General features: G+C 70.5%; 24 protein-coding genes, 1 tRNA gene and 1 pseudogene. 11 read left to right on the top strand and 15 right to left on the bottom strand.

The window, feature by feature from the left end:
* Positions 1 to 31 precede the first annotated feature (31 nt).
* Together AB0E78_RS06920 and dcd are read right to left on the bottom strand one after the other, a co-directional pair.
* Positions 32 to 529, bottom strand: coding sequence for a phosphoribosyltransferase (locus AB0E78_RS06920; RefSeq protein WP_361829104.1), 498 nt, complete (start codon positions 527 to 529; stop codon positions 32 to 34).
* A gap of 8 nt (positions 530 to 537) precedes the next feature.
* The gene (gene dcd, locus AB0E78_RS06915; RefSeq protein WP_361829103.1) at positions 538 to 1,113 is read right to left on the bottom strand and encodes a dCTP deaminase; all 576 of its coding nucleotides are present in this window, start codon (positions 1,111 to 1,113) and stop codon (positions 538 to 540) included.
* Positions 1,114 to 1,649: 536 nt separating this feature from the next.
* Here dcd and AB0E78_RS06910 point away from each other — a divergent pair.
* Positions 1,650 to 1,723, top strand: a tRNA-Gly gene (locus AB0E78_RS06910).
* 45 nt (positions 1,724 to 1,768) lie between these two features.
* Here AB0E78_RS06910 and AB0E78_RS06905 read toward each other — a convergent pair.
* The gene (locus tag AB0E78_RS06905) at positions 1,769 to 2,242 is read right to left on the bottom strand and encodes a carboxymuconolactone decarboxylase family protein (protein WP_361829102.1); all 474 of its coding nucleotides are present in this window, start codon (positions 2,240 to 2,242) and stop codon (positions 1,769 to 1,771) included.
* A 136-nt stretch (positions 2,243 to 2,378) separates the two neighbouring features.
* Between AB0E78_RS06905 and AB0E78_RS06900 the strand changes: the two genes are divergently transcribed.
* On the top strand, positions 2,379 to 2,744 hold the full coding sequence (locus AB0E78_RS06900; RefSeq protein ID WP_160506205.1) for a PH domain-containing protein: 366 nt from the start codon (positions 2,379 to 2,381) through the stop codon (positions 2,742 to 2,744).
* 82 nt (positions 2,745 to 2,826) lie between these two features.
* On the opposite strand, the gene AB0E78_RS06895 is transcribed toward AB0E78_RS06900, so the two are convergent.
* On the bottom strand, positions 2,827 to 3,210 hold the full coding sequence (locus tag AB0E78_RS06895) for a nuclear transport factor 2 family protein (RefSeq protein ID WP_361829100.1): 384 nt from the start codon (positions 3,208 to 3,210) through the stop codon (positions 2,827 to 2,829).
* Between the two features lie 200 nt (positions 3,211 to 3,410).
* Between AB0E78_RS06895 and AB0E78_RS06890 the strand changes: the two genes are divergently transcribed.
* Positions 3,411 to 4,361, top strand: coding sequence for an SGNH/GDSL hydrolase family protein (locus tag AB0E78_RS06890; protein ID WP_361829099.1), 951 nt, complete (start codon positions 3,411 to 3,413; stop codon positions 4,359 to 4,361).
* Positions 4,362 to 4,435: 74 nt separating this feature from the next.
* Here the strand turns inward: AB0E78_RS06890 and AB0E78_RS06885 are convergent, their stop codons facing one another.
* The 4 genes from AB0E78_RS06885 to AB0E78_RS06870 form a co-directional block, all read right to left on the bottom strand.
* Positions 4,436 to 4,720 (bottom strand): DUF397 domain-containing protein, encoded by a 285-nt coding sequence (locus AB0E78_RS06885; protein WP_361829097.1) that lies wholly within the window; start codon positions 4,718 to 4,720, stop codon positions 4,436 to 4,438.
* Positions 4,680 to 5,528: a helix-turn-helix transcriptional regulator gene (locus AB0E78_RS06880; protein ID WP_361829095.1), complete on the bottom strand. Its 849-nt coding sequence runs from the start codon at positions 5,526 to 5,528 to the stop codon at positions 4,680 to 4,682. The genes AB0E78_RS06885 and AB0E78_RS06880 overlap by 41 nt, the downstream gene beginning before the upstream one ends.
* 90 nt (positions 5,529 to 5,618) lie before the next feature.
* Positions 5,619 to 5,900: a hypothetical protein gene (locus AB0E78_RS06875; protein WP_361829093.1), complete on the bottom strand. Its 282-nt coding sequence runs from the start codon at positions 5,898 to 5,900 to the stop codon at positions 5,619 to 5,621.
* Between the two features lie 41 nt (positions 5,901 to 5,941).
* Positions 5,942 to 6,532: a hypothetical protein gene (locus AB0E78_RS06870; protein WP_361829091.1), complete on the bottom strand. Its 591-nt coding sequence runs from the start codon at positions 6,530 to 6,532 to the stop codon at positions 5,942 to 5,944.
* Between the two features lie 225 nt (positions 6,533 to 6,757).
* On the opposite strand from AB0E78_RS06870, the pseudogene AB0E78_RS06865 reads away from it, so the two are divergent.
* Both AB0E78_RS06865 and AB0E78_RS06860 read left to right on the top strand, forming a co-directional pair.
* Positions 6,758 to 7,153 (top strand): annotated as a pseudogene (locus AB0E78_RS06865) (hypothetical protein); the annotation flags it as partial.
* A gap of 187 nt (positions 7,154 to 7,340) precedes the next feature.
* Entirely contained in the window at positions 7,341 to 8,633 is a 1,293-nt protein-coding gene (locus tag AB0E78_RS06860) for an ion channel protein (RefSeq protein ID WP_361829090.1), read from the top strand.
* 33 nt (positions 8,634 to 8,666) lie between these two features.
* Here the strand turns inward: AB0E78_RS06860 and AB0E78_RS06855 are convergent, their stop codons facing one another.
* Both AB0E78_RS06855 and AB0E78_RS06850 read right to left on the bottom strand, forming a co-directional pair.
* Positions 8,667 to 9,296: a MarC family protein gene (locus AB0E78_RS06855; RefSeq protein WP_361829088.1), complete on the bottom strand. Its 630-nt coding sequence runs from the start codon at positions 9,294 to 9,296 to the stop codon at positions 8,667 to 8,669.
* 37 nt (positions 9,297 to 9,333) lie between these two features.
* Positions 9,334 to 10,245: a LysR substrate-binding domain-containing protein gene (locus tag AB0E78_RS06850; protein ID WP_361829087.1), complete on the bottom strand. Its 912-nt coding sequence runs from the start codon at positions 10,243 to 10,245 to the stop codon at positions 9,334 to 9,336.
* A 184-nt stretch (positions 10,246 to 10,429) separates the two neighbouring features.
* Between AB0E78_RS06850 and AB0E78_RS06845 the strand changes: the two genes are divergently transcribed.
* Positions 10,430 to 11,725, top strand: a complete 1,296-nt coding sequence (locus AB0E78_RS06845) for an SGNH/GDSL hydrolase family protein (protein ID WP_361829086.1) — start codon at positions 10,430 to 10,432, stop codon at positions 11,723 to 11,725.
* Between the two features lie 76 nt (positions 11,726 to 11,801).
* Here the strand turns inward: AB0E78_RS06845 and AB0E78_RS06840 are convergent, their stop codons facing one another.
* The 3 genes from AB0E78_RS06840 to AB0E78_RS06830 all read right to left on the bottom strand — a co-directional run bounded on the left by AB0E78_RS06840 (position 11,802) and on the right by AB0E78_RS06830 (position 15,764).
* Positions 11,802 to 13,775 carry an FUSC family protein gene (locus AB0E78_RS06840; protein WP_361829085.1) on the bottom strand — a complete coding sequence of 658 codons (1,974 nt, stop codon included), beginning with the start codon at positions 13,773 to 13,775 and terminating at the stop codon, positions 11,802 to 11,804.
* Between the two features lie 51 nt (positions 13,776 to 13,826).
* Positions 13,827 to 14,786 (bottom strand): endonuclease/exonuclease/phosphatase family protein, encoded by a 960-nt coding sequence (locus AB0E78_RS06835; RefSeq protein WP_361829535.1) that lies wholly within the window; start codon positions 14,784 to 14,786, stop codon positions 13,827 to 13,829.
* Positions 14,787 to 14,915: 129 nt separating this feature from the next.
* Positions 14,916 to 15,764 carry a hypothetical protein gene (locus AB0E78_RS06830; protein WP_361829084.1) on the bottom strand — a complete coding sequence of 283 codons (849 nt, stop codon included), beginning with the start codon at positions 15,762 to 15,764 and terminating at the stop codon, positions 14,916 to 14,918.
* Positions 15,765 to 15,951: 187 nt separating this feature from the next.
* On the opposite strand from AB0E78_RS06830, the gene AB0E78_RS06825 reads away from it, so the two are divergent.
* Together AB0E78_RS06825 and AB0E78_RS06820 are read left to right on the top strand one after the other, a co-directional pair.
* A complete protein-coding gene (locus AB0E78_RS06825; RefSeq protein WP_361829083.1) occupies positions 15,952 to 16,392 on the top strand; it encodes an SH3 domain-containing protein in 441 nt (146 codons plus the stop codon).
* Positions 16,393 to 16,464: 72 nt separating this feature from the next.
* Positions 16,465 to 16,857, top strand: a complete 393-nt coding sequence (locus AB0E78_RS06820; protein ID WP_361829082.1) for a hypothetical protein — start codon at positions 16,465 to 16,467, stop codon at positions 16,855 to 16,857.
* Positions 16,858 to 16,940: 83 nt separating this feature from the next.
* Here the strand turns inward: AB0E78_RS06820 and snpA are convergent, their stop codons facing one another.
* Positions 16,941 to 17,606, bottom strand: a complete 666-nt coding sequence (gene snpA / locus AB0E78_RS06815) for a snapalysin (RefSeq protein ID WP_361829080.1) — start codon at positions 17,604 to 17,606, stop codon at positions 16,941 to 16,943.
* Positions 17,607 to 17,825: 219 nt separating this feature from the next.
* Between snpA and AB0E78_RS06810 the strand changes: the two genes are divergently transcribed.
* Both AB0E78_RS06810 and AB0E78_RS06805 read left to right on the top strand, forming a co-directional pair.
* Positions 17,826 to 18,764 (top strand): LysR family transcriptional regulator, encoded by a 939-nt coding sequence (locus AB0E78_RS06810; RefSeq protein ID WP_361829078.1) that lies wholly within the window; start codon positions 17,826 to 17,828, stop codon positions 18,762 to 18,764.
* Between the two features lie 207 nt (positions 18,765 to 18,971).
* Complete coding sequence (locus AB0E78_RS06805; protein ID WP_361829076.1) at positions 18,972 to 20,249, top strand: hypothetical protein; 1,278 nt, start codon at positions 18,972 to 18,974, stop codon at positions 20,247 to 20,249.
* Between the two features lie 84 nt (positions 20,250 to 20,333).
* Here the strand turns inward: AB0E78_RS06805 and AB0E78_RS06800 are convergent, their stop codons facing one another.
* Positions 20,334 to 22,442, bottom strand: a complete 2,109-nt coding sequence (locus AB0E78_RS06800) for a PhoX family protein (protein ID WP_361829074.1) — start codon at positions 22,440 to 22,442, stop codon at positions 20,334 to 20,336.
* Between the two features lie 555 nt (positions 22,443 to 22,997).
* Between AB0E78_RS06800 and AB0E78_RS06795 the strand changes: the two genes are divergently transcribed.
* Entirely contained in the window at positions 22,998 to 24,239 is a 1,242-nt protein-coding gene (locus AB0E78_RS06795; RefSeq protein WP_361829072.1) for a VWA domain-containing protein, read from the top strand.
* Positions 24,240 to 24,280 lie beyond the last annotated feature (41 nt).

Genomic DNA, 24,280 nt, shown 5'->3' with positions numbered 1-24,280 from the left:
CCACCGGGGGCCGTCCTCGTCCGTACGGGCCTCAGGCGTCGAGAACCTGCCCGGCACGCTTCACTACGGGAGCCTCGACGCTCCACGGGAAGTTGATCCAGTCGTCGGTGCGCTTCCAGACGTACTCGCACTTCACGAGCGACTGCGACTTCTCGTAGATGACGGCGGACCGCACCTCGGCCACGTGGTCGAGGCAGAAGTCGTGCACGAGCTTCAGCGTCTTCCCGGTGTCGGCGACATCATCGGCGATGAGCACCTTCTTGTCGGTGAAGTCGATGGCGTTCGGCACGGGCGCCAGCATGACGGGCATTTCCAGGGTCGTCCCGACGCCCGTGTAGAACTCGACGTTGACCAGGTGGATGTTCTTGCAGTCGAGCGCGTACGCGAGGCCACCCGCGACGAAGACGCCACCGCGCGCGATCGAAAGCACCACGTCGGGCTGGTAGCCGTCATCGGCGATGGTCTGCGCGAGCTCGCGCACGGCGCCGCCGAACTTCTCGTACGTAAGGTTCTCGCGCACGTCACTCATGCTGGATGTCACACCTGTGTCCGATGGAAATTGAGGAAGGAGCGGGAGGCGGTGGGTCCGCGCTGGCCCTGGTAACGCGACCCGTACCGCTCCGACCCGTAGGGCTCCTCGGCGGGCGAGGTCAGCCGGAACAGGCAGAGCTGCCCGATCTTCATGCCCGGCCAGAGCTTGATCGGCAGCGTCGCGAGGTTGGAGAGCTCCAGGGTCACGTGCCCGGAGAAGCCGGGGTCGATGAACCCGGCCGTGGAATGTGTCACAAGCCCGAGGCGCCCCAGGCTGGACTTGCCCTCCAGCCTGCTCGCGAGGTCGTCGGGCAGGCTGATGACCTCGTACGTCGAGGCCAGCACGAACTCGCCGGGGTGCAGGATGAACGGCTCGTCGCCCTCGGGCTCGACGAGCCGCGTGAGGTCGGCCTGCTCGACGGAGGGGTCGATGTGGGGGTAGCGGTGGTTCTCGAACACCCGGAAGTAGCGGTCGAGCCGCACGTCGATGCTTGAGGGCTGCACCATGGATTCGTCGTACGGATCGATCCGTACTCGTCCGGTGTCGATCTCGGCCCGGATGTCCTTGTCTGAGAGAAGCACGCACCGAGGATACGCAGAGCGCGCGGGCCCGCCCCAATCGGACGGTCCCGCGCGCTGTCGTTCTCTGCGTCCGGTGCCTGCCTGCGCCTGCCTGCGCCTCTGCCGCTACCGCTTCTGCGACGCGACCGGCACGGCATGCCTCAATCGGGCACATCGTGGACAGCGGATCAGCCGGCCGGGTCCGAGCCGGTCGGCCTTCTGCATCGGGAACGAAGCAGTGCTGAACACGTGCCCTTCGGCACATCGGACGACGGTGTGCTCCATCAAGTCCTCGAGTCCCTTCCCCAAAGCCGTAGTTGAGCTCGCAGCGTCCCGCACTCTGCTCGTACGCGAGCTGACGACGAAAGGCCACATTACGGGACGAATGGGGCGCCCCTCCAGGCGGCACTCCGGTCCCTCACCGTACGCCCCAACTCCCGCGTCCCGCAGCGCCATCCATGCCCCGGACAGCACGCAGGCCCCATGGCAAAAGCGCCCGGGGCCTGGGATGAGGTAGAGTGTGCGACGTTACGACACCGCCACAGACGGTGTCTTTCGCGGGTGTAGTTTAGTGGTAGAACATCAGCTTCCCAAGCTGAGAGTGCGAGTTCGATTCTCGTCACCCGCTCCACAGTTGAGACCCAGGTCAGTGACCTGGGTCTTTTTGTTTCCCCTCTCAGCCGAACTGGCCCGGCTGGTAGTCACCCGCCGGCTGCTGGACGATGACGTTCACCCGGTTGTACGTGTTGATCAAGGCGATGAGCGACACCAGGGCGGCGAGCTGGTCCTCGTCGTAGTGCTTGGCGGCGTCCGCCCAGGCCTCGTCCGTGACGCCGCCCGCCGCGTCGGCGACGCGCGTCCCCTGCTCGGTGAGCTCAAGGGCGGCGCGCTCCGCGTCCGTGAAGACCTTGGCCTCGCGCCAGGCGGCGACGAGGTTGAGGCGCGTCGATGTCTCGCCCGCGTGCGTGGCGTCCTTCGTGTGCATGTCGGTGCAGAACCCGCAGCCGTTGATCTGGCTCGCGCGGATCTTCACCAGTTCCTGTGTCGCGGCGGGCAGGGTCGAGTCCGTCACGACCTTGGACGCCGAGTTGATGTGCTTCAGGACCTTGCCCGCGAGCGAGCTGCCGAAGAGGTTCAGACGAGCTTCCATGGTGATCTCCTATGCCGCTGCCGATGCTTCCATTCCTCTGACGGATGCGCTCGGCAAGATGTGACAGAGCAGGCGTCCCACAGTGCGCGCGTTACAGTCGGAGATTCCTTGAGTTCAACTGAATGGGGGGTCTCTCATGGCACTTTTCGGAAACGCTCACACGATCGATCCGATGACCGCGCAGCAGGACTACGCGCGTCTGCTGGGCCACGGTGAGCAGGTGCAGGCCGCGTTCCTGCTGATCCGCGACACCATGCTCTTCACCGATCGTCGCCTCGTCCTCGTCGACAAGCAGGGGATAACCGGCAAGAAGGTCGAGTACCACTCGGTCCCCTACCGCAGCATCACGCACTTCGCGGTCGAGACCGCCGGGCACTTCGACCTCGACGCCGAGCTCAAGATCTGGATCTCCGGGACCCCCGAGCCGATCCAGAAGACGTTCACGAAGGGCGTCGACATCTACGAGGTCCAGGCGATCCTCACGCAGTACGTGGCCCGCTGACGCACCTCGGGTCAGTTCGCCCTACGGGCTGTAGTGGTTCGTAGGGCGAACGTCGATCGCGGCTCCGGCCGTGCACCGGGCCTCAGGCCGTGGGCACGCGGTCCAGGAAGCCGTGCACGGACCGGATCCGGCCGTCGTCGGCGAGCGTGATGACGTCGAAGCCGGCGACGGGGGCGGAGCCGTCCGCGACCGACACCAGTTCCCAGCCGAAGCGCGCGACGTGGTGGTGGCCGTCGACCGCCCCGAGCTGCCGGAACTCGAAGCCGGGGAACTGCGCGTGGGCTCCCGCGATCACTGCGGCGAGGGCCTCGTGCCCCGTGACGTCGGCCAGCGGGTCGGTGTAGCCGCCGTCCTCGCTCCAGCAGGCGGCCACGGCCTTGGCCAGGTCCTCGGCCCCCTCGGCGTTCCACGCCTCGAAGTAGCGGGCGACGGCGGTCTCGTACGCGGTGGTGGCGTGTGCGGTCATGGCGGGTGCCTCCTGCGGCTGGTCATCCGGGCTGTTCTTTCCGATGACCTGATCTTGCCGCGCGGTACGCAAGGGGTCGATTACGTCCGGGGTAATGCGGGAACGGAAGCGGGCCAAAAGCGCCACCCGCTCTCTTCTCACGCGACGGTGACTGTGCTTGCCTAAGGGGCTATTTCGGTCGCCTGAACGGGAGTTGGCGTATGCGCAAGCCGTGGATCGGTGGGGTGCTGGCCGCTGTGCTGCTCCTCGGGGCGTGCGGTGACCCCGGCTCGGGAGGGGCGTCGGACGAGGTCCCGGAGACCCCCGCCGCCGCACGGACCTCCGACGCCGCTCGGGACGAGCCGCCCGCCGGGTCCACCGACCCCTCGCCCTCCTCGACCACCCGCCGCCGCGCCGCGGAGAAGCCACGGCCCGCGAACGCCCCGAAGGTCCTCTACCTCGGCGATTCCCTCGCCATGGAGAACCAGACGGTCCTCGGCGACCACCTGCGCGACGGTCTCGGCGCCCGCTACCGCAGCGCGCCCTACTCCGGCACCACCCTCTGCGACTACCTCGAAGGCACCGGCAAGGACTCCCTCGTCCCCGACAAGGACAAGGCCGCCACGCTGGTCCGCGAGCAGCGGCCCGACTACGTGGTCCTCCAGTTCTGGGGCAACGCGTGGGGCTATACGCCGTGCATGGACGGCATCACGTACGACAAGGCACGCCAGAAGTACTTCGACCGGTACGCCGCCGACGCGAAGGAACTCGCCTCCCAGATCCGCGGCGCCGGGTCCGGGGCGGGCCGGCCGCGGATCGTCTGGGTCCTCCAGGGCCCCGACCCGATCACTCCCGACCGCGTCCGGCGCGTCAACGGAATCTACGCGGCGCAGGCGCGGGCCTCCGGCGGGGTCATCGCCGACGCGGGCCGAGCGGTCGCTCCGGCGGCGGATCGGTACACGTGGGTGGAGAAGCTGCCGTGCACGTCGTACGAGCGGTCGCACCCGGCTTACTGCACCGGGGCTGGCCGCGCGGCCCTGCACCGGGGGGATGACTACCTGCACTTCTGTCTGGCCCCGACCACGGCCAAGTCCCGGCCCTGCCCTGCCCGTTCGCCCGGCATCCGCCGGATGGCCGCGGAGATTACCCGGGCCGTGGCCTCGGCGGGGTGAGGCTGCCGCCGCCGCCTCGCCGCTGCGGGTGCGTCGTGGCTTGTCGCGCAGTTCCCCGCGCCCCTGCGGGGCGCTTACCTCAGGGTGCCGTTTGCCGCTGCCGCTACGAAGGTGGCGAAGGCTCGGGGGGTGGTGGTGAAGGCGGGGCCTTCGGGGTTCTTGCTGTCGCGGACGGCGATGGTTTCGTTGCACTGGGCTTGGGCGAACTCGATGCATTCGCCGCCGGTGTCGCTGCTGTACGTCGACTTACACCATGCCGTGCCGTTGAGGGGGGCGCATTCGATGCAGTCGCCGCCGGTGCCGCCGCTGTAGGACGACTTACGCCACAGGGCGCCCGTCTGGCTCTGGTTGATCCCCATATCGCTCCTCCATTACGCGGGCGATCCGCGCCGCCGACGCCTCCACGGAGAGGGCCGCGGCCTGCAAATGATCGTAACGGTGGGCGCAGTCTCTGGTGGTCTCTGGATTGGCGAGAACATGGGAGGAGCCGTAGCTCTCGGCGTAAGTGATAGCCGGCTCGTCGTCGAACCTCAGGACATTGAACGACCCCACAGTCGCGGGGTGTTGAGCGGCGCCAAAAGGCAGCACCTGGATCCGGACCTCACGTCGTTCCCGGAAGTCCAACAGGTGCCGCAGTTGGTTTCGCATGATCTCGTGACCGCCGAACGGCCGGTACAACACCGCCTCGTCCAGGACCACCCACACCAGAGGTGGACGATGGCGGCTGAGGATGCGCTGCCTCTCCATTCGGGCGGCGACAGCTTCGTCGAGCTTGTCCGTCCACCCTGCGTGCAGCACCGCGCGTGCGTAGTCCTCCGTTTGCAACAGCCCGTACACCAGCTGGCATTGGAACGAGGAGATCGCAGTGGCCCGCGTCTCCAGTTCCGCATACTGCTGAAACCACGTAGGCAACTGGCTCCGCAGCACCAGCCCCACCAACCGCGAAAACACCCCGTCAGTCCCGAGCGCCGCGTCCACCCGCTCGGAGAAATCCCTCGTCGGTACCTTCTTCGCCGTCTCGATCTGGCCGATCAGTGACGCCGTACAGAAGATGCAGCTCCCCAACTGGCCCTGTTTGAGGCCCGCGGCCTCTCTGAGGCGGCGCAGTTCCGAGCCGTAGTAGTCCAGCGGGGACGCGCTGGGGTCCAGGTCGCGGATGTTGACCATGCGTGGGCCACCCCCATAACCGGCGCCGTGTGACGCTCAGTTCATCTGGTAGCCCAGCGTAACCAGCCAACTCCACGCCGGAGGCGTGAATCATGAAACTGGCGGGTCCTCTGACGTGCCGGTCTCGTCGTCCGTACGCGGACGTCGGCCGCGGAGGCGTTCCAGGGCGGCGGCGCCGAGGAGCACGAGGCCGACGGCCACGATCTTGCTGCCCTGGTAGCCGGCCACCGGGTCGTCCGCGGAGGCGGTGCCCAGGAAGGCCCACAGCGTCCAGGCGATCCCGGTGAGGATGATGAGGATGGCCCCGACTGGGCCGACGCCCCACCACCACGGCGCCTGGGGGTGCTCGCCGGACTGGTCGTTCTTCGTCACGGACTCTCCAAGGTTCGAACCGTGTTCCCTGGGTCCCGCGCTTACTGGTGCTTGGCCGGCGGGCAGGTGCCGGTGTCCTCGCCGATGCTGTTGATCTCGGCGTTGGAACGGGGGTCACCGGCGTAGTTGATCTGGTCGGTGCAGCTGACGCCGGGCTTGTTGGGGGTGCCCGTGGGCTTGGTGGCCTTTTGCGGCTTGGGGCAGGTGCCGGTGTCCACGCCGATGGAGTTGATCTCGGCGTTGGAACGCGGGTCGCCCGCGTAGTTGATCTGGTCCGTGCAGCTCGCACCGGACTTGGTGGGGGTGCTTCCCGAGGGCTTGTTGCCCTTCTCCGGCGTCGGGCAGGTGCCGGTGTCCGCACCGATGGAGTTGATCTCGGCGTTGGAACGCGGGTCACCCGCGTAGTTGATCTGGTCCGTGCAGCTCTTGCCGGACTTGTTGGGCGTGCTCGTCGACTTGCCGTCGGCGGAGTTCCCGGCGGAGTTCCCGGCGGACTTGGTCGCGGAGCTGGAGGCGGAGGACGACGAGGTGTCGTTGCCGCTGCCCTGACAGGCGGTGAGCCCGAACGCGGCGACGGTGATCACCATGGCGGCGGCGGCCTTGCGGGCGTTGCGGAGGGTGGTGTGCGTCATTGTTCTTCCCGTTCTTTCCGGTCGTTCGGGCTGGTGAGAACAAGACTGTCCGCTGCTGCTGTTGATCTGGCGCTGTCTGACTAACGCCCCGCTAACGTCCGATCCGATGGCGGAATCGTGCGGCGCGGGAGGTCGCAAAGGGACCCGTTCGGCCCAAGCCCGGTCGCGTGCCCCCGTAGGGCTGTCACACGCTGTGAACTCCTGACCGGCTAAGAAAGGGAGCCCATGAGCAGCGGAGCGAGCAACCCGCGGGGCGAGAGCCCCTGGGCGTCGGGCGGCACGGTGTTCGCGGGTGTCCTGATGCTGGTCAGCGGCATCCTGGGCGTCCTCGAAGGCATCGCGGGCATCGCCAAGGACGACGTCTACGCGCGCATCGGCGACTACGTCTACAAGTTCAACCTCACCACGTGGGGCTGGATCCACCTGATCCTCGGCATCCTGGTCGCGGTCGCCGGTTACGGCATCCTCAAGGGCGCGACCTGGGCCAAGGCGTGCGGTGTCGCGCTCGCCTCGCTCTCCGTCATCCTGCACTTCATGTGGCTGCCGTATCAGCCGATCTGGGCGCTGATCGCGATCGCGATCGGCATCTTCGTCATCTGGGCGCTGTGCACGGACCACTCGGACCGTGACGACCGCCGCGGCGGACCGGGCGCACCGGGCGGCTGGGAGCCCCGGCGCACCACCTCCGGCCCGGGCCCGTTCGCCGAGGGCTCCGCGGGCGCCGACCCCGGTCCGCCCCGCGACGCGGGCCGCACGCCGCCTCCCACCGTCTGACCGAGCGAGAGGCGGGGGCTGCCCCGGAGGGTCCATGACCGAGACATCCACGCCGGACCGCAGCCCCTCCCTCTGGACGCCGCAGGCCCGCGCCCTGCTCCCGCTCGTGCTGCCCGCCCTGCTCGTCGGCGTCGGGTCCAGCCTGGTCCTGCTGCTGCTCAGCTTCGTCGCCGAGCGGCTGCAGGATCTGCTGTGGGACGCGCTGCCGGACGCGGTCGGTGTCTCCGGCACGTCGGCCGGGTGGATCATCGGCGTGCTCACCGTGGCGGGGCTCGTCGTCGGGCTGATCGTGTGGAAGGTCCCCGGGCACGCCGGGCCCGACCCCGCGACGCTGGGCCTCGTCGACCCGCCGCTGCCGGTCCGGGTGCTCCCCGGCATCGCGCTCGCCGTCGTCGTGGGCCTGGCGGGCGGTGCCAGCCTCGGCCCGGAGAATCCGATCACGGCGATCAACATCGCCCTCGCCTACGCACTCGGCGTGCAGGTCATGCCCCGTACTCCCGCCGCCGACTGGGTCGCGCTCGCGGCGGCGGGGACCATCGGCGCGCTCTTCGGTACGCCGGTCGCGGCGGCGCTCATCCTCTCCGAGACCGTCACCTCCCCCGGCCCCGACCCGCGCCCGCTGTGGGACCGCCTCTTCGCACCGCTGGTCGCGGCGGGCGCGGGGGCGCTGACCACGGTGCTCATCGCGCACCCGACGTTCCAGATCGACGTCCCGGCGTACTCGGGGCCGCACTGGGGCGACATCCTCTCCGCGATGGTCATCAGCACGGGGGCGGCGGCCGTAGGGCTGTGCGCGGTGTACGCCTTCCCCCACCTCCACCGCGCCTTCCGCCAGCTCGGGCATCCCGTCCTGATGCTGACGGTGGGCGGTCTCGTGCTCGGCGCCCTGGGCGCGCTCGGCGGCCATCTCACGCTCTTCAAGGGCCTTGAGGAGATGAAGGAGCTGACGGCGGAGGCCGCCGACCACGACGCGGGCAACCTGCTGCTGCTCGCCCTGGTCAAGCTCCTCGCGCTCTGCGTGGCCGCCACCTGCGGCTTCCGTGGCGGGCGGATCTTCCCGGCGGTCTTCGTGGGCGTGGCGCTCGGCATGTTCGCGCATGCCCTCGTCGACGGGGTGCCGCCCGCTCTGGCGATCACCTGCGCCATCCTCGGCGTGCTGCTCGCCACGACGCGGCAGGGCTGGCTGAGCCTGTTCACGGCGGCGGTCGTGGTGATGGACCTCTCCGTGCTGCCCGTCCTGTGCGTCGCGGCGCTGCCCGCCTGGCTGTTGGTGACGGGGCGCCCGGAGATGCTGATCGAGGAGGGCCATTCGAAGACGGCGGGTTAGACGCCGGTCATCGGTGTCCTCGGCAGGACAGTGTCAGTGGCGGTCCAGGCCCGGGACGCCGAGTGAGGCGAGCCCGTCCAGGACCAGGTCCACGCCGACCGCCGCGAGGAGCAGGCCGAGCAGCCGGCCGAAGAGCTCGATCGTGGCGTGGTGGGTGCCCCGCAGGACGCGCGCGAGCAGCACCACGCAGACCAGGTCCAGGGCGACCACGGCGACGTACGCGCCGACGACCGTGGAACGCCACGACCAGGTGTCGCGGGCCGCCGCCTCGATCAGCACGGCCGTCATGGCGAGCGGACTCACGATGTACGGCATGAGCAGTTCGCGTACGCCGCTGACGAGGTCGGGGGCGTCCTGGTTCGCCCCGTCCGAGCCGAGGTGGACGCCGAGGACGAGGCCGACGGCGTAGATGAAGAAGATGACGCCGCCCGCGAGTTGGAGTGCGGGCGTGGAGATGTGGAAGAGCTCAAGGAGCCAGGGCGCGGTGAAGCCCGCGATCAGGCCCACCACGACGGCGGCACCGGACGAGACGAGCGCGATCATCCGCAGCTCGCGGACCGGATGGTTCTGCGCGAGGCCGCCGAAGGCGAGCAGCACCTTGGGCGGCCCGACGACGGAGAAGAAGGTGATGAAGGCGGCGGAGTAGGTCAGGGCAGCGGTCACGCACGGCATCCTCCCGCGCGGGAGCCGCGCGGGAGCGTCAGAACCGCGCCGGTCCTCCGTTTGCCGCGACGGAGTCACGCACCGCGCGGACGAACGCGTCGAGGCGCGGGGTGCCGGCGGCGGCGGTGCGCCAGATGAGAGCGACGTCGGCCAACGGGACGTCGTCCAGCGGGACGAAGACGATGTCGGGGCGGGCGTAGTACTTCTCCACGGACGCGACGACCGGCGACACCCCCTGCCCCATGGCGACCAGCGTCATCAGCTCCTGGAACCCGGCGACGGCCTGACCGCGGCGGATCGGGAGGCCGCTGGGGGTGCGGGGCGGGTGGTGGAAGTCCCACCAGTAGCCGGGAGCGCCGTTGACGACACCGAAGAAGGTCTCGCCCGCGCACTCTTCGAGGGACACGCTGTCGCGCCCGGCGAAGCGGTGGCCGAGCGGCACGGCGAGCATGCGGGATTCGTTGATGACGACCGGCCCGACCGTGAGGTCCGGCTCCTCGACGGGGAGGCAGGTGAACAGCGCGTCGGCGTCACCGCCGCGGAGCGCGCCGAGCGGGTCGCCGTACTGGGTCTCCCGCATCCGGACGTCGCAGCCGGGGCAGCGCTCGCGGAACGTCCGGAGGATCGAGGAGGTCAGCGAGCCCGCGCCCGACCCCAGGAAGGCGACGGTCAGTTCGCCCTCGACGCCGCGCGCCACGTCCTTGGCGCGGGCGACGGCGGCCTCCATGCGTACGTGCAGAGGCGCCAGGTCGTCGTACAACTGACGGCCCAGCGGAGACATCTCGACCTTGCGGCTGGTGCGCTCGAAGAGCGGGGCGCCGATCTTGCGCTCCAGCTTCTTCACGGTCTGGCTGACGCGGGCCTGGGAGAGGAGGAGGCGTTCGGCGGTGCGGCCGAAGTGGAGCTCTTCGGCGAGCGTGAGGAAGGTTTCGAGTTCTTGGCGTTCCATTGCTGTTCCCCGCCCCGTCCGTAGGTCCTTCTATGCCCGTTACGGCTCTGACCTGCATCGATAAGCCTGAGCGTGGTAATCGTTTCACGGATCGCCGTTGATCGGGGGTGGGCGGAGGCGGATCTTGGAGGAGTCCGGTCACCGGATGCCTCCCACCACTCCTTTCAACTCCCCGGAGATTCAGATGCTTTCGCGTACTCGTACGTCTGCCGCCGCCGTCGCCACCGCCGCCACCGCCGCGCTCGCCCTGACGGCCGGTCTCGGCCTCGCCGTCACGGGGGCCCACGCCTCGGGCTCGAAGCCGTCGGGCCCCGCCTGGACCGCCGCCTGGGCCGCGTCGCCGCAGCGCGCCAGCACGGGCTTCAAGGCCAACTGGTCGGAGGACGGCTTCTCCGGCCACACCCTGCGCCAGATCGTCCGCGTCACCGAGGGCGGTGACAGATCCCGCATCCGGCTCTCCAACGCGTACGGCACGTCGCCGCTGCACATCGCGGGGGCGACCATCGCCCGCACGAAGAAGGGGGCGGCGGTCGAGGAGGGGTCGGTACGGCGCCTCACGTTCGAGGGGAGGCGGTCGGTGGAGATCCCGGCACACGGCCAACTCTCCAGTGATGAGGCGGGCTTGAAGCTGAAGCCCTCCGAGTCGGTCACGGTGACCTTGCACCTCGCGCGGACCACGGGTCCCGCCACGTTCCACGCGCAGTCGTTCGCGACGAGTTACCGGGCGGACGGGGATCATGTGGGGGACGCGGGGGCGGGGGCGTTCGACGAGTCGACGGAGTCCTGGTACTTCCTGTCGGGTGTGGACGTGAGGGGCGCACGTGACCGTGACCGTGCACATGCCCGTGGCGGCATCGTCCTGTTCGGCGACTCCATCACCGATGGCTTCGCCTCCTCCACGGACCTCAACCGCCGCTGGTCCGACGCGCTCGCCGAGCGGCTCGCCAAGGCGGGTACGCCCCGGCCCGTCCTGAACGCCGGTATCGGCGGCAACCTCGTCCTCAACGACTCGGCCTGGTACGGGGAGAGGGGTACGGCCCGCTTCGGGCGGGACGCGCTCGACCTGCCCGGGGTGGGGACGGTGGTCGTCCTCGAAGGCCTGAACGACATCGGTTTCAGCGAGAGCGACACGCCCACGTACAAGCCCGCACCGAAGGTGAGCGCGGCCGAACTCATCGCGGGGCACCGGAAGCTGATCCGGGCCGGGCACGCGAAGGGGGTCAAGGTGGTGGGGGCGACCTTGCTGCCGCTGGGGGGTTCGGATCACTACGGGGAGCGGGCGGCGAAGGTGAGCGACGAGTTCAATGAGTGGGTTCGGAACTCCGGGGAGTACGACGGGTACGTGGACTTCGACCGGGCGCTTGCGGATCCGGCGGACGGGGAGCGGATCGCCCCTGAGTTCGACAGCGGGGATCACCTGCATCCGAATGATGCGGGGTATCGGGCGATGGCCCGTGCGGTAGATCTGGAAGCGCTGTAATCACCGGCTTCGCCGAGTTCGTCCTCAAACGCCGGACGGGCTGAAGGTTCTTTCACCCGCAGGGAACGCCCGAACCTCACTCCCGCGGCGGGGCGGGCGACGCAATCGCCCTCGCCGCCGCCACCTCCTGGCGAAGCGGCTCCAGGACACTCTCCTGGGCGCCCATGAAGGAAGCAGAGACCTCCTCCAGGGTCTCCGAGTCCCGCAGACCCTGCGCCAACTCCCGCAACTGCCGAGCGACCTCCCCCACCTCAGTGAGACCCGGCTCCCCCGCCCCATGCCGAATCCGCACCCGCGCAGCGGTCGTCGCGTCCACGATGCGTTCGACCGCGATCACCAGTGGCCACCACGCCGCCGCCCGCGCCCCCATCGGAGGCGGTTCCGTCAGGGCGCGCTGGAACTCGGTGCGGATGACGGACAGGTCCCGGTACAGGCCGCGCCGCATCCGCGCCCGCGCGGCCACGTCCACCGCCGTGCCGAACGCGCTCTCGACGTACGACGCCGTATCGGCCACCGCATCCGCAAGCCGGTCGCCGATCCGGGTGTGCCAGCTCTCCGGCCACAGCAGGTAACCCGCCACCAGGGAGATGCCGCAGCCGATCAGGCTGTCCACCAGGCGGGGCAGGACCAGACCGAAGCCCTGGTGGTTCAGGACGTCCGACAGGAGCAGGATGACCGGGGTGATCGCGGCGGTCTGGTAGCCGTAACCCCGCGTCGTGAGCACCGGGATGAGCGCCGCGAGGACCAGCATCACCGGGACGTCCCACCAGCCCCGCGGCACCTCGGCGAGGACGGCGGCGGCGACCACGAGCCCGGCCGCGGTGCCGATCGCCCGCAGCACCGCCCGCGAGAAGACCGAGCCGAAGTCGGGCTTGAGGACGAACGTGACGGTGAGCGCCACCCAGTACGAGCGGGGCACGTCGATCAGGGACACCAGCGACTGCGCGATGCCGATGCAGAGCGCGAGACGCAGGCCGTAGCGCCAGGACGCGCTCGACAGGACGACGTTGCGGGCGGCTCTGCGGGCCCGCACGCGCAGGGCGGCGGGGCGGCCGAGGCGGTCGTCGACGTGCACGACGCCGTGCGGGTCGGAGTCGTTGAGGAGTTCGGCCACGTGCCGCAGGGCGTGGTCGACGGCGTCGGCGGAGGGTTCGAGGGGCTCGGGGAGCACCGGTTCGGCGACCCGGGCGGCGCCGGGGGACGCCACCTCGTCCGCGAGGCGCCGCACCTCCGCGGGGAACTCCGGGGGCATCGGGACCCCGCACTGATGGGCGGCGGGCGCGGCCTCGATGACGGGCGTGATCGCGTTCAACTGGGCGATCAGGCGCACCAGATCGGGGTTGCGGCCGTGCGCGCGGGTGCGCCGGGCGAGGACGAGGTCGTACGACTGGTTCAGGGAGGCGGTGACGGCGGTGCGCGCCTCGTCGTACCGCTCGGTGCCCGCCGCTTCGAGGAGCGCGGCCACGCTGCGGTAGGTCGCCGCGACGGCGGCCCGCTCCGGGATGCCGGACCGCAGCGGCCAGGCGAGCAGGGCGAGGAGGAGGACGAGAAGGCCGCCGCTCGTCATCAGGGCCGGGGCCAGCCACCATTCCCCCGGCATCGGAAGTCCCGCCCCCACCACGGAGTTGAGGAGGAGCAGCAGCCCTGACACGGATGCCACCGCGCCGATCGTGGACATCATCCCGGAGACGAGCGCGACCAGGGTCACCACGCCGACCGCGACCCAGCCGTGGCCGAAGACGAGCGAGCCGATGGTGACGCCGATCGCGCCGAAGAGCTGCGGCACGGCGATGTTGAAGATCCGCATGCGGTAGGCGTCGGCGGTGTCGCCGATGACTCCGGACAGCGCGCCCATGGAGGCGAGCGCGCCGTACGCGGGCTGTCCTGTCGCGAGGCCGATGAGGAGGGGCAGCGCCATGGCGACGGAGGCGCGCGCCACCGCGGCCCACGGGACCGGCGCCGTCTGCGGTTTGAGCGTCCTGACCAGCCAGGGAGGTGGGGCGAGGGCGCTCAGAGGGCCCGGTGGTGCGGGTGACTCACGGCGGGGCATGCGGCCATTATCGCTGCCGCTGTTGCCGCGCTGCCCGGCCTGACCTGCGTTTTACCGGTCCGTCCCGTGCAGCGTCACGTCCACCACCAGGGCCCGGTGGTCCGTGTGGCCGATCTCCAGGAAGCGGGCGTCGCGGGCCGAGAAGTCCGGGGTGAGCAGGACGTGGTCGATCTGGGTGCCCAGCGGTGACATCAGGTCGGCGGGCCAGCTCGGAGTGCGGGCGGAACCGGCGAGGCGGGCGGCGTCGCGTACCCCGCCGGTGTCCAGGATGTCGCGGAAGGCGGCGTGGTCCTGGGTGGCGTTGAAGTCGCCCGCGATGATGGTGGACCGGTTCGCGCGCCTGCCCTCGGCGGCGTAGTCGCGGATCCCGGCGAGTTCGGTGCGCCAGGTGGAGAGCTGTTTGGGCAGCGGCGGCATCGGGTGGGCGAGCTGGACGCGGACCTGGTGGCCGTTCTTCAGCTCGGCGACGGCGCCGGGCATGCCAAGGGTGCCCGCGAGGCCGCTCGCCTTCTTCAGGGGCAGCTTGCTGACGATCACCGAGCCTTCGGCGCCGCCGGCCTCGCTCGCGGTGCGGTAGGGGTAGTCGGAGCGGGGCAGTTCGTCGCGCAGGGTGTCCGAGCAGCTGTAGTCGCACTCCGGGACGAAGAGGAGGTCGGGTTTCTCCTTGCGGACCGCCTTGAGCAGACCCTGGGTGGCCCGGCCGAACTGCACGTTCGACGCCATGACGCGGATCTCGGCGACGGCGTGCCCCTCCGGGTCGTCGGTCTTGCCGTACGGCTCCATGAACCAGGCGACGCCGCCGAGCACGACGACTCCCCAGACGAGGCCGACGCGCCAGCGGGCGAGTGCGGCGAGCAGTAGTCCGGCGACCGCCGGGGCGATGAGCCAGGGCAGGAACGCGAGGATCTGCGGTACGGGCGTGACGCCGTCGGAGTCGGCGATCCGGAAGCCGATGACGGTGCTGACACCGGCCAGGAGGAGAGCCGCGAGCCAAGCGGAGAAGCGGTGCACCGGGCGCCGCTTCGCCCGCGGCTCGTGCCACTCCTCGTGGGGAGCCGTCCTGGCTGCCGTTGCGCTGTCTGCGCTGTCCAAGGCCGGCCTCTCCGTCTGATCCGTCTGGGGTCCTGCGCGAATCTTCCCCTAGAGACGGCGGGAGGCACGGGAGGGTTGCATGCGCCGGAGCAGCCATGCGGCAAGGGCAGCCGCCAGGCCCACCCCGAGGATCACCCAGCCGGCCACGCTCAGGGAGGACGTCAACGCGTCGTAGACCGCTTCCGCCGCCGGGCGGGAGACGTCCTTCGGCAGGTCGTCCAGGGTCAGACCCCGGCCCACCATGACCGCGAGGGCGAGGGCCGCCCCCGCGAGGGCCGCGCCGAGGGCCGTGCGGATGATCGCGCGGCGGCGGTGCACCGCCAGGAAGATGCCGGCCACGGCGAGCAGTACCGCGGCGAGGGGGAGCCAGAGGCCCGCCACCTGGAGCATGTGGAATCCCTTCCCGAAGGGCCCGAGGTCCGACGACTCCATGAGCGTCACCTCGGTGTGGGTGACGGGGATGCGGTCCGCGAACGGCACGCCGTCCGCGTCCAGTTGGCGCTTGACCTGCTCGGTGATCGGCGCGAGGTCGATGGTGACGGCGCCGCCGTCGGCCTGGTCGGTGAGGGCGTCCTGCACCGCGGCGTGCGCCTCGCGGTTGGCCGCCTTCCAGGCCGCCTCGAACGCCGGGGTCCCGGTGAAGGACCGCACCGCGTCCCGTACGAACGACTCGACGGTGTCCTGGAGCGGCCCCGCGTCGATCTCCTTCGCCACCCCGTCCGTGACCGCGTCCGCCACCGCGTCCCGCACATCGGGGTCGGAGGCCAGCGGCGCCATCGTGGCGACGTACCGGTCGGCGTCCTCGATCTCGTACTTCGCCCAGGTGGAGAGCGCGCCGAGCGGCACGAGGAGGACGGCGAGCACGAGGAGGACGGCGGACAGCGAACGTCTGAGCACGTGCCCCAGCAGAAGTCCCGGTCACGCGGGGCGCGACCGGGACGAGTGCATACGGGGGCAGGAACTCCCCCGTGTGAACTCATCCTCCGGTGGAGCCCTAGCCCGAACGGGTGTTTGCTGGAGGGGGGAGAAAAGGGGCGGAGGGACCCGGGGGAACGGGGAAACAGGGGGAACGAGGAGGTCGATCATGCGGACCACTCCGGCCCTGAGGCGCACTCCGGCCGCCCTGGGAACTCTTGTCACCGCGCTCCTGGCCGCGGGCGCACTGTCCTTCGGAGGTGCGTCACCGGCAGCCGCCGCCGCGGCACCCACACACGACCACCATGTGGTCTGGGGGACGATCGTCGCCCCCGTCGACCTGAAGATCCGGGACGCGCCGTCCACCAGCGCCTCGATCGTCGCGAAGCTCCCCGCGGAGAGCCAGGACCGCGTCGAGTGCGTCACGCAGGGGTCCAGCGTCTGGGGCGACACGTCCTGGTACTGGCTCGGCGGGGTGCAGGGCTGGGCCAGCGCCGCGTACGTGGACACCGGCGGGCAGCATGTGCCCAGCTGCGCCACCGCGGACCCGTGCCAGCAGTACAAGCCGTGCTGGGACTCGTGCCAGGGCGGCTACAACCGCTACCACTGAAGCCGCCGAGTTGCCGGGCGGCGCGGGCGGGTGTGCCCTGGATGGGGGGCGACCGTGTCTGGAGGACCCGTCATGGCTCACGTGGCATCCACTTCGACAGCACCCCGCGTGCTCGGCGGCTCCGCCGCCACCAGGGCAGCGACGGCCACCGTGCTCCTCGGCCTCGTCTACGGCATCTGGGCGGCGGGCATCGCACGCGACGCGGGGCCCATCACCACCGGCAACGTCCTGCTCGGCATCGTGGCCGGAGTCGTCGTCGCGGCGGTCTTCATGGGGCTGCGCACGATCGCGCCCCGGCTGCCGCGCGAGCTGCGCGCGGCGGCCTGGGCGGCCTTCGCCGGAATCGCGTTCGGCTATCTCTACAGCCTGACCGACGCGACGATCCTGCGGTCCGTGATCATGTCGCTCGCGGTGGCGGGCGGCGTGTTCGCGCTGACGTTCTACCGCTACTACACGAGCGAGTGACGGACGCCGGTGCGGCCACCGGCAGCAGCACTGTGCCCATCAGCGTCGAGCGCGCTGATGGGCACAGTGGGTGAAGCGGCAGGTCAGCCGACCTTGTCCATTCTGTCCAGCTTGTCCAGCGCCTTCGCCAGACCGTTGGCCCAGAGCTGGTTCACCTGGGACCGCTCGTTGGCGTCCGGCTGCGAGTTGGTGCACGAGGTGCCCGGTCCGCCGCCGGACATCAGCTCGCTGCACGGGCCTTCGTAGTGGTCCGGAAGGCCGAGGACGTGGCCCGTCTCGTGCGCGGTCACACGGGTCGAGTCGTACTCCTGGTTCTGCGCGTAGTCCAGGAAGATGTACCCGCTGCCGTGGCCGTCCGTGCTCGCGTACGAGCCACGCGGGTCATTGCCCTCGCGGTACTCGAAGTTCGCACCGCTGCTTCCCGCCTGGAGCTTCACGTTCGAAACCGCGCTGTTCCAGATGGACGCGCTGCTGGCTATCTGCTGCGCGAAGGTGGGGGCACCGGAGGCGTCGTACACCACCGTGACCTGCTTCGTGCCGGGGTTGGCCGCGCGCTTCTCGGCGACCGACTTCAGGACGGCGTCGAAGAAGGCCTTGTTGGCCTTGGCTTCCTCGCCGGAGCCCGCGTAGTTGGCGTACGCGGAGACGGATGACGGCGCGGTGGGGGTCGCGGCCGTCGCCGATGTCGTGCCGATACCTGCGGCAGCGAGGCCGATGACGGCCGCGACAGAGAGGTAACGCTTGTTCATGTGGGGGGCTCCCTACTCGTTCGGTGAAAGGTGAACGGTTCGGTAGGGGGAGTCTCAGGGAACCGGGGCTTCCGCGGATGATGGCAAGTGGTGATAGTGCCGGGCTATCGCCTGCCCCTGGCCAACCTTCGGGCGGGCTCCGGGTGTGCCCAACTCAGGGGGTTCACGTGGGGTTTGTGAGTCTGGTGCACCGACGCCCACCGCTCTACGCTCACAGCCATGGAGCTCGAGGTGAGGCACCTCCGCGCGCTGTGCGCCATCGCCGACACCGGCAGCCTGCACAAGGCGGCGCGCCAACTCGGCATGAGCCAGCCGTCGTTGACGACCCAGCTGCGCCGCATCGAGCTGGAGATCGGGGGCCAGCTCTTCGCCCGGGCACGCACCGGCTGCCGCCCGACCCCGCTCGGGCGCCTCGTCCTCAGCCGTGCCCGCCCCCTGGTCAGCGAGATGCGCTCGCTGGTCAACGAGACCAAGGCCGCCGCCGCCCGCGCCACCGAGGGCCCGCAGCTGCGCATCGGCTCCACGGCGAGCTGCGCCATACCGGGCTGGCTGCGCCGGCTGCGGCTGCGCCTGCCCACCACCGAGACCTCGCTCCAGATGGACGTCTCCGCGAACGCGCTGCTCCGCATGGTCGCGGGCGGGCAGCTCGACGTGGCCTTCGTGCACGAGGTGGAGGGCAGTCCGCTGCGGATGCCGGAGCGGCTGCGGCGGCGCGTGCTGGTCGAGCGGGAGCCGCAGTTCGTCTTCCTGCCCGCCGACCACCCGGCGGCGGGCAAGGCCGTCGTGCACCTCACCGATCTCGCCGATGACCGGTGGATGGTGGACCCGACGGTGGACGGTGAGTGGGACGGACTGCTCCGGGTGCTGCGCGAGGCCGGGCTCAACCCCCGTGTCCTGCACGGCGATTACCTCACCGCGTCCTCCCTCGTGGCCACCGGCGAGGTCGTCACGGTCTGCCAGCCGACCTCGCACGCGAGACCCAACATGACGGTCCGGCCACTGCACGGCGACCCGCTCGGCGTGCGCCTCGTCGTGGCGGCCCGTACGGAGGGGGAGCTCGACGCGGTGTACGGGGACCTCGAAGCCTCGTACTGGGAGGCGGCGCGCCAGGCGCCCGCTTACGGGGAGTGGCTCGCGGGGCGGGCGGAGGCGGCGTGACGTAGGTCCCGAACAACCGATGACCTTCGACCTGACCACCCCTGAACTGCACTTTTACCCGCTTTACGGTTCCGCGCCACCGCATGCGGCCGGTTGTTACGTTCCCTACGGATGACGCACACACAGCGCCCGTAGCTTCATGTCTGTCGCCGCCGCAAACAGGCATAAAGACGGACAGTTCGACCGACCAGTCATAAGGGATCCGCTATGCGTGCCACCCGCCGTACCTTCCGCACCGCCGCCATCGCCACCGGGGCGATCGCCGCTCTCGCCGTCCCGACGGCGGCGGCCTTCGCCGCCGACGCCCCGTCGAACCCGCAGGGTCAGGTCGCCGCGGGTGACCGGCCCGGCGCCTCGGACCAGGACGGGAACGGCCAGGATCAGACGGACCAGGACCACACCGACAACGGCCAGAAGGACAAGGATCAGGCCGACAAGGACCAGACGGACCAGGACAAGACCGATCAGGACAAGTCCAAGGACCCGGACACGCCGAAGCCCGGCAGCTGGGAGTCCAAGGGCACCACGGACCTCGGCAAGGGCTGGTCCGCGAAGGTCGAGGTCAACGCGTCCGCGCGCAGCGCCAGGGCCGCCATCACCCTCGACGGCGCGGCCAAGGGCTCGCTCACCGCGTACGAGAAGTCCGCGAGCACCACCATCGACGGCAGCACCTTCACCCTGTCGCCCGACGGCACGGTCACCGCCAAGCTCGTGGACAAGGACAACAACAAGGACAAGGACAAGGACAAGCCCGTCCCCGGCGGGTGGGTCTCCAAGGGCACCACCGACCTCGGCAAGGGCTGGTCCGCCAAGGTCGACGTGAACGCGTCCGCTCGCAGCGCCAAGGCCGCCATCTCCCTCCACGGCAAGGCCAAGGGCTCCCTGGAGGCGTACATCAACCCGAAGACCACCACGATCGACGGGAACACCTTCAAGCTCTCGGCGGACGGCACCATCACCCGCACCGGCGGCAAGCCGGTCCCGCCGAAGCCGCAGCCCAAGCCGAAGCCGGACCACAAGCGCCACCTGGTCCACCAGTACACGAACCTCGGTGGCACCGGCTTCGACGCGAAGGTCTACAAGACCAAGGCCGGATACGAGGCCGACATGATCGCCAAGTCCACCGACACCGGCAAGAAGGTCGTCTGGGACACGATCAAGCAGTCCGGCCACAAGCCCGCGTACGGGCAGCACAACGGCGCGCACTTCGTGCTCAACCCGGACGGCACCATGAAGGGCTGGACCGAGGGCAAGACCCACGGCAACGGCAACGGCGACAGCGGTCACGGACAGAAGCCGCAGGGCCAGGTCCAGCCGGGGAAGGGCGCCTCCCACGTCGTGCCGAAGGGCGGCGTCAAGGCCGGGGCCGACGGCATGTCCCCGGCAGGCGACAGCGCCCCGCTGATGGCGGCGGGCGGCGGCATGGCGGCACTCGGCGCGGCTGGCCTCGGCTTCGCGCTGTACCGCCGCAAGCAGAACAACTGACCTCGCGGCAGCGGCGGTACGACGCTGGGGCACCCCCTGGAAGAGGGGGTGCCCCAGACGCGTACGTGGTCGTGCTCGGCCTGCTCAGACGCCGATGTCGCAGCCGTCCTTGCGCCACACGGAGACGACCGACGGACGGACGATCCTGCCGGCGCCGTCGGGCCACGCGCTCGCGGGCTTCTCGACGGACGCGCCGTCGACCTCGCCCGGGTGCTGCACCGAGACGAGCACGCGACGGTCCTGGACCAGCGGGCCACAGGTCTCCGCGCCCGTCGGCATGGTCAGGAACTGCTTGAGCTCACCGCGCCGGTCGCCCTTGGTCGCGACGCCGAACAGGCCGTCGTGCGAGCCGAGTTGGTTGCCGTCCGTCGAGATCCACAGGTTGCCGTGCGGGTCGAAGGCGACGTTGTCGGGGCAGGAGATCGGGCTGACCTTGTCCTTCGGGAAGCCCGCGAAGTACGTGGCCGGGTCCTCCGGGTCGCCCGCGACCAGGAAGAGCGACCAGGCGAAGGTCGTCGACTCCGGGCGGTTGCGGCGCTCGGTGAGCTCCAGGATCTGCCCGTGCTTGTTGAGGTTGCGCGGGTTGGCCTCGTCGGCCGGGGCCTTGCCCGCCTTGCCGCGGTCGGAGTTGTTCGTGAGCGCGACGTACACCTTGCCGGTGTGCGGCGACGGCTCGATGTCCTCGGGGCGGTCCATCTTGGTGGCGCCGACCTTGTCACCGGCCTGGCGCGTGAAGACGTACACCTCTTCGGCGGTCATGCCCTCGACGTGCGAGACGGCGTGGCCCTCGGGGCCCGCGGTGGCGAGCGGGATCCAGACGCCGCTGCCGTCGAACTCGCCGTCGGCGGGCAGCTTGCCGGTGCCGTCGATGTCACCGGCGGGGGAGTCGCCGGTCAGCTTGGCGACGTACAGCGTGCCCTCGTCGAGGAGTGTGAGGTTGTGCGCGTGCGCGGCGCGGGACGAACCCTTGGCGACGCGCTTGCTGCTGACGAACTTGTAGAAGTAGTCGAACTTCTCGTCGTCGCCCATGTAGACCACCGGGCGGCCGTCGTGCGTGAGGCGCGGCTGCGCGGCCTCGTGCTTGAAGCGGCCGAGCGCGGTGCGCTTGCGCGGGGTCGAGTCGGGGTCGTACGGGTCGAGTTCGACGACCCAGCCGAAGCGGTTGGCCTCGTTGGGCTCCTTGGCGAGGTCGAAGCGGTCGTCGAACCGCTCCCACTTGCGCTCGGAGGCCGCGCCGATGACGCCGTAGCGCTTGAGGCGCGCGGCGGCGGTGGGCTCGGTGACCTTCTCCGCGTTGGCGAAGTACTGGTTGAAGTTCTCCTCGCCGTGCAGGGTCGTGCCCCACGGCGTGGTGCCGCCCGAGCAGTTGTTCAGGGTGCCGAGGACGGTGGTGCCGCGCGGGTCGGCCTTCGTACGGACGAACGCGCTGCCCGCGGCGGGGCCGGTGAGCCGGAACTCGCTGGTGGCGGTGAGACGGCGGTTGAGCTGGTGGCGCGTGACGGCGGTCAGCTTCCCGCTCCTGCGCTCCTCCTCGACGACCACGACGGAGAGGCCGTGGGCGGCCCAGGCGATCTCGACCTGCTCGCGGGTGGGGTTGGCGGCGTCGTACCCCTTGAACATCAGAATCTCGTCGGTGTACTCGTGATTGGCCACGAGGACCTGACGCCCGCGCTCGCGGTGCAGCGGCAGGAGGCTCAGGAAGTCGTTGTTGTAGCCGAACTGTCCGGCCTGCGCCTTCGCGGTCTGCTGGTCCGCGTCGAAGGCCGGGGCGCCGCGGAGGATGGGCTCGCCCCAGCGGATGACGACGTTCTGGGCGTAGCCGTCCGGGATCGTCACGGAGTCGGCGGTGTTGGGCGCTACGGGCGTGAAGCGGAGACCGCGCGCTCCCTTTTTGCTCTTGTTGCTCTTGTCGCTCGTCGGCGCCGCCGGTTTCCCGGCCTCGGCGGCGGCCTCGGGGGCGGCGGGGCCCGCGAGTACGGCGCCGCCCGCGGCGGTCGCCACGGTCACGACGGCGGCGGCGCGCATCATGGAGCGGCGGCTGAGCGCGCCGGCTATGACGTCGCCGACGTACTCGTTGTCGCTGGTGTTGGGCACCTCGTGGAAGCAGGCATCACCACACCGGAACCGGCAGGTCATGGCGGAACGGCCGCCGCTCCCCTGGTGCGAGGTGATGATCGGCAGCAGCTTGGGCACGTTTCCTCCGCTGGATGGGCATGGCTTGATTCCGCCGTGACGCTAGGCGCGGAGGTCGGCAGGGCGACGGCCTGAGGGTGAACGGGAGGTGAATCGCGGGCGCACAGAGGGCAGTTGAGCTGCGTGTGCTCGGTGAGGGTGACGCTTGGGCGACCCTCACCAAGATCGCCTATCGCGGCGGCTAACCTTACGTGTCCGCCCTGGCCAGGGGTTATCGGGAATCAACTCACGCGAAGGGGTGCACCCATGGGCATTCTGAGTGCCTTGCGGAACGCGTTCGGACGGTCGTCACGCAAGGGGGATCAGGCTCCGGAGCCCGGGGCGAGCCCGGAAGCTCCGGAGAGCCGGGAGACCCCGGGGGCCGGGGAGGCTTCGCTGACCGCGGAGACCTCTGAGGCTGCGGGGGCTGCGGAGGCCTCTGAGGCGGCCACCTCTTCCTCTGCCGCTTCCGCCACCTCTGCGACCGTTCCGGCGCCGTCGTCCGAGCGGGTGCCGCCGGCTGCCGAGCCGAAGGCGACGGTTCCGGGACCGTCGTCCGAGCCTTCGCCTTCGGCGGTGGACGATCTTGTCGCGGCGGCGTTCGACCGCGACCGCGTGACGGTGCCGGCACCTTCGCCGGAGCCGACGCCGGAGCCTCAGCCTTCGAAGGCTGAGGCTGCCCCCGAGGTCGAGACTGCCCCCGAGGCTGCCGCCCCGGACCCCGAGGCGGCGGAGGCCCCCGAGGCCGTGGAGCCGGAGGCCCCCAAGGCCGTGGAGCCGGAGGCCGAGACTGCCGCCCCGGAGGCCGAGGCGGAGCCCACGGCGGTTGTCGCGGACGCCGCTGCCCCGGAACCGCCAGTTGTACCCACCCTTCCCCAAGCTCTCGGCTCCGCTCGAGCAGGGGAGACCCCAATCGCCCAGCGGGACGATTGCCCACAACAAGCGACCCCCACGGGCCCCGAGCCGGCCGAGGAGTCCGTCACCGCTGTGGCCCCGGTCGAAGCCGAGCCGGTGGCCGAGCCCGCCGCCGCTGCGACGGACGCCCCCGTGGCGGAGGAGGCGCCGGTCGCCCCCGCCACCCCGGCCAAGCCCGAAGCCCCCGTCGCTGCCCCGGCAGAGGCGGAGCCCGAGGCCCCCGTCGCCCCGGCGAAGCCCGCTCTCAGTGCTGCGAAGTTGAAGAATCGGGCCCCGGGGCTCGTGAGTGCGTACAAGGCCGCCGGCCAGGCCCTGCAGAAGCGGGAGCTCACCGGGGTGCGCGCCCCCGTCTACCTCGTGCTGGACCGCTCCGGGTCCATGCGCTCGTACTACAAGGACGGCTCCGCCCAGAGCCTGGGCGAGCAGGTGCTGGCCCTGGCCGCGCACACCGCCCCGGACCCCGAGGCCCCCACCGTCCACGTCGTCCTCTTCTCCACCGAGATCGACGGCACCGGCGCCCTCACGCTCCCCGAGCACGAGGGCCGCGTCGACGAGCTGCACGCGGCGGCCGGCCGCATGGGCCGCACCAGTTACCACGCCGCGATCGAAGAGGTCGTGGCCCATTACGAGAAGTCGGAGCACAAGGGCGAGCCCGCCCTCGTCGTCTTCCAGACGGACGGCCCCCCGGACGCGAAGGGCCCCGCCAACCAGGCCCTCGCGGACGCGGCCAAGCACCCCCTCTTCTTCCAGTTCGTCGCGTTCGGCGAGCACGAGGCGAAGGGCTTCGACTACCTGCGCAAGCTGAAGGCGGAGAACGCCGCCTTCTTCCACGCGGGCCCCACCCCCCGCGAGCTCACCGACGCGGAGCTGTACGAGGGCCTGCTGGCGGCCTGGCGCCCGTAGTGCAGGAGTGACAGGGGGTGGACCGCCGGGTCCACCCCCTG

The organism is Streptomyces sp. NPDC032198, from assembly GCF_040636975.1.
Lineage (GTDB): Bacteria > Actinomycetota > Actinomycetes > Streptomycetales > Streptomycetaceae > Streptomyces.
Note: the sequence above shows the minus strand (reverse complement) of the source record. Positions and strands in the feature narration are given on the sequence as shown.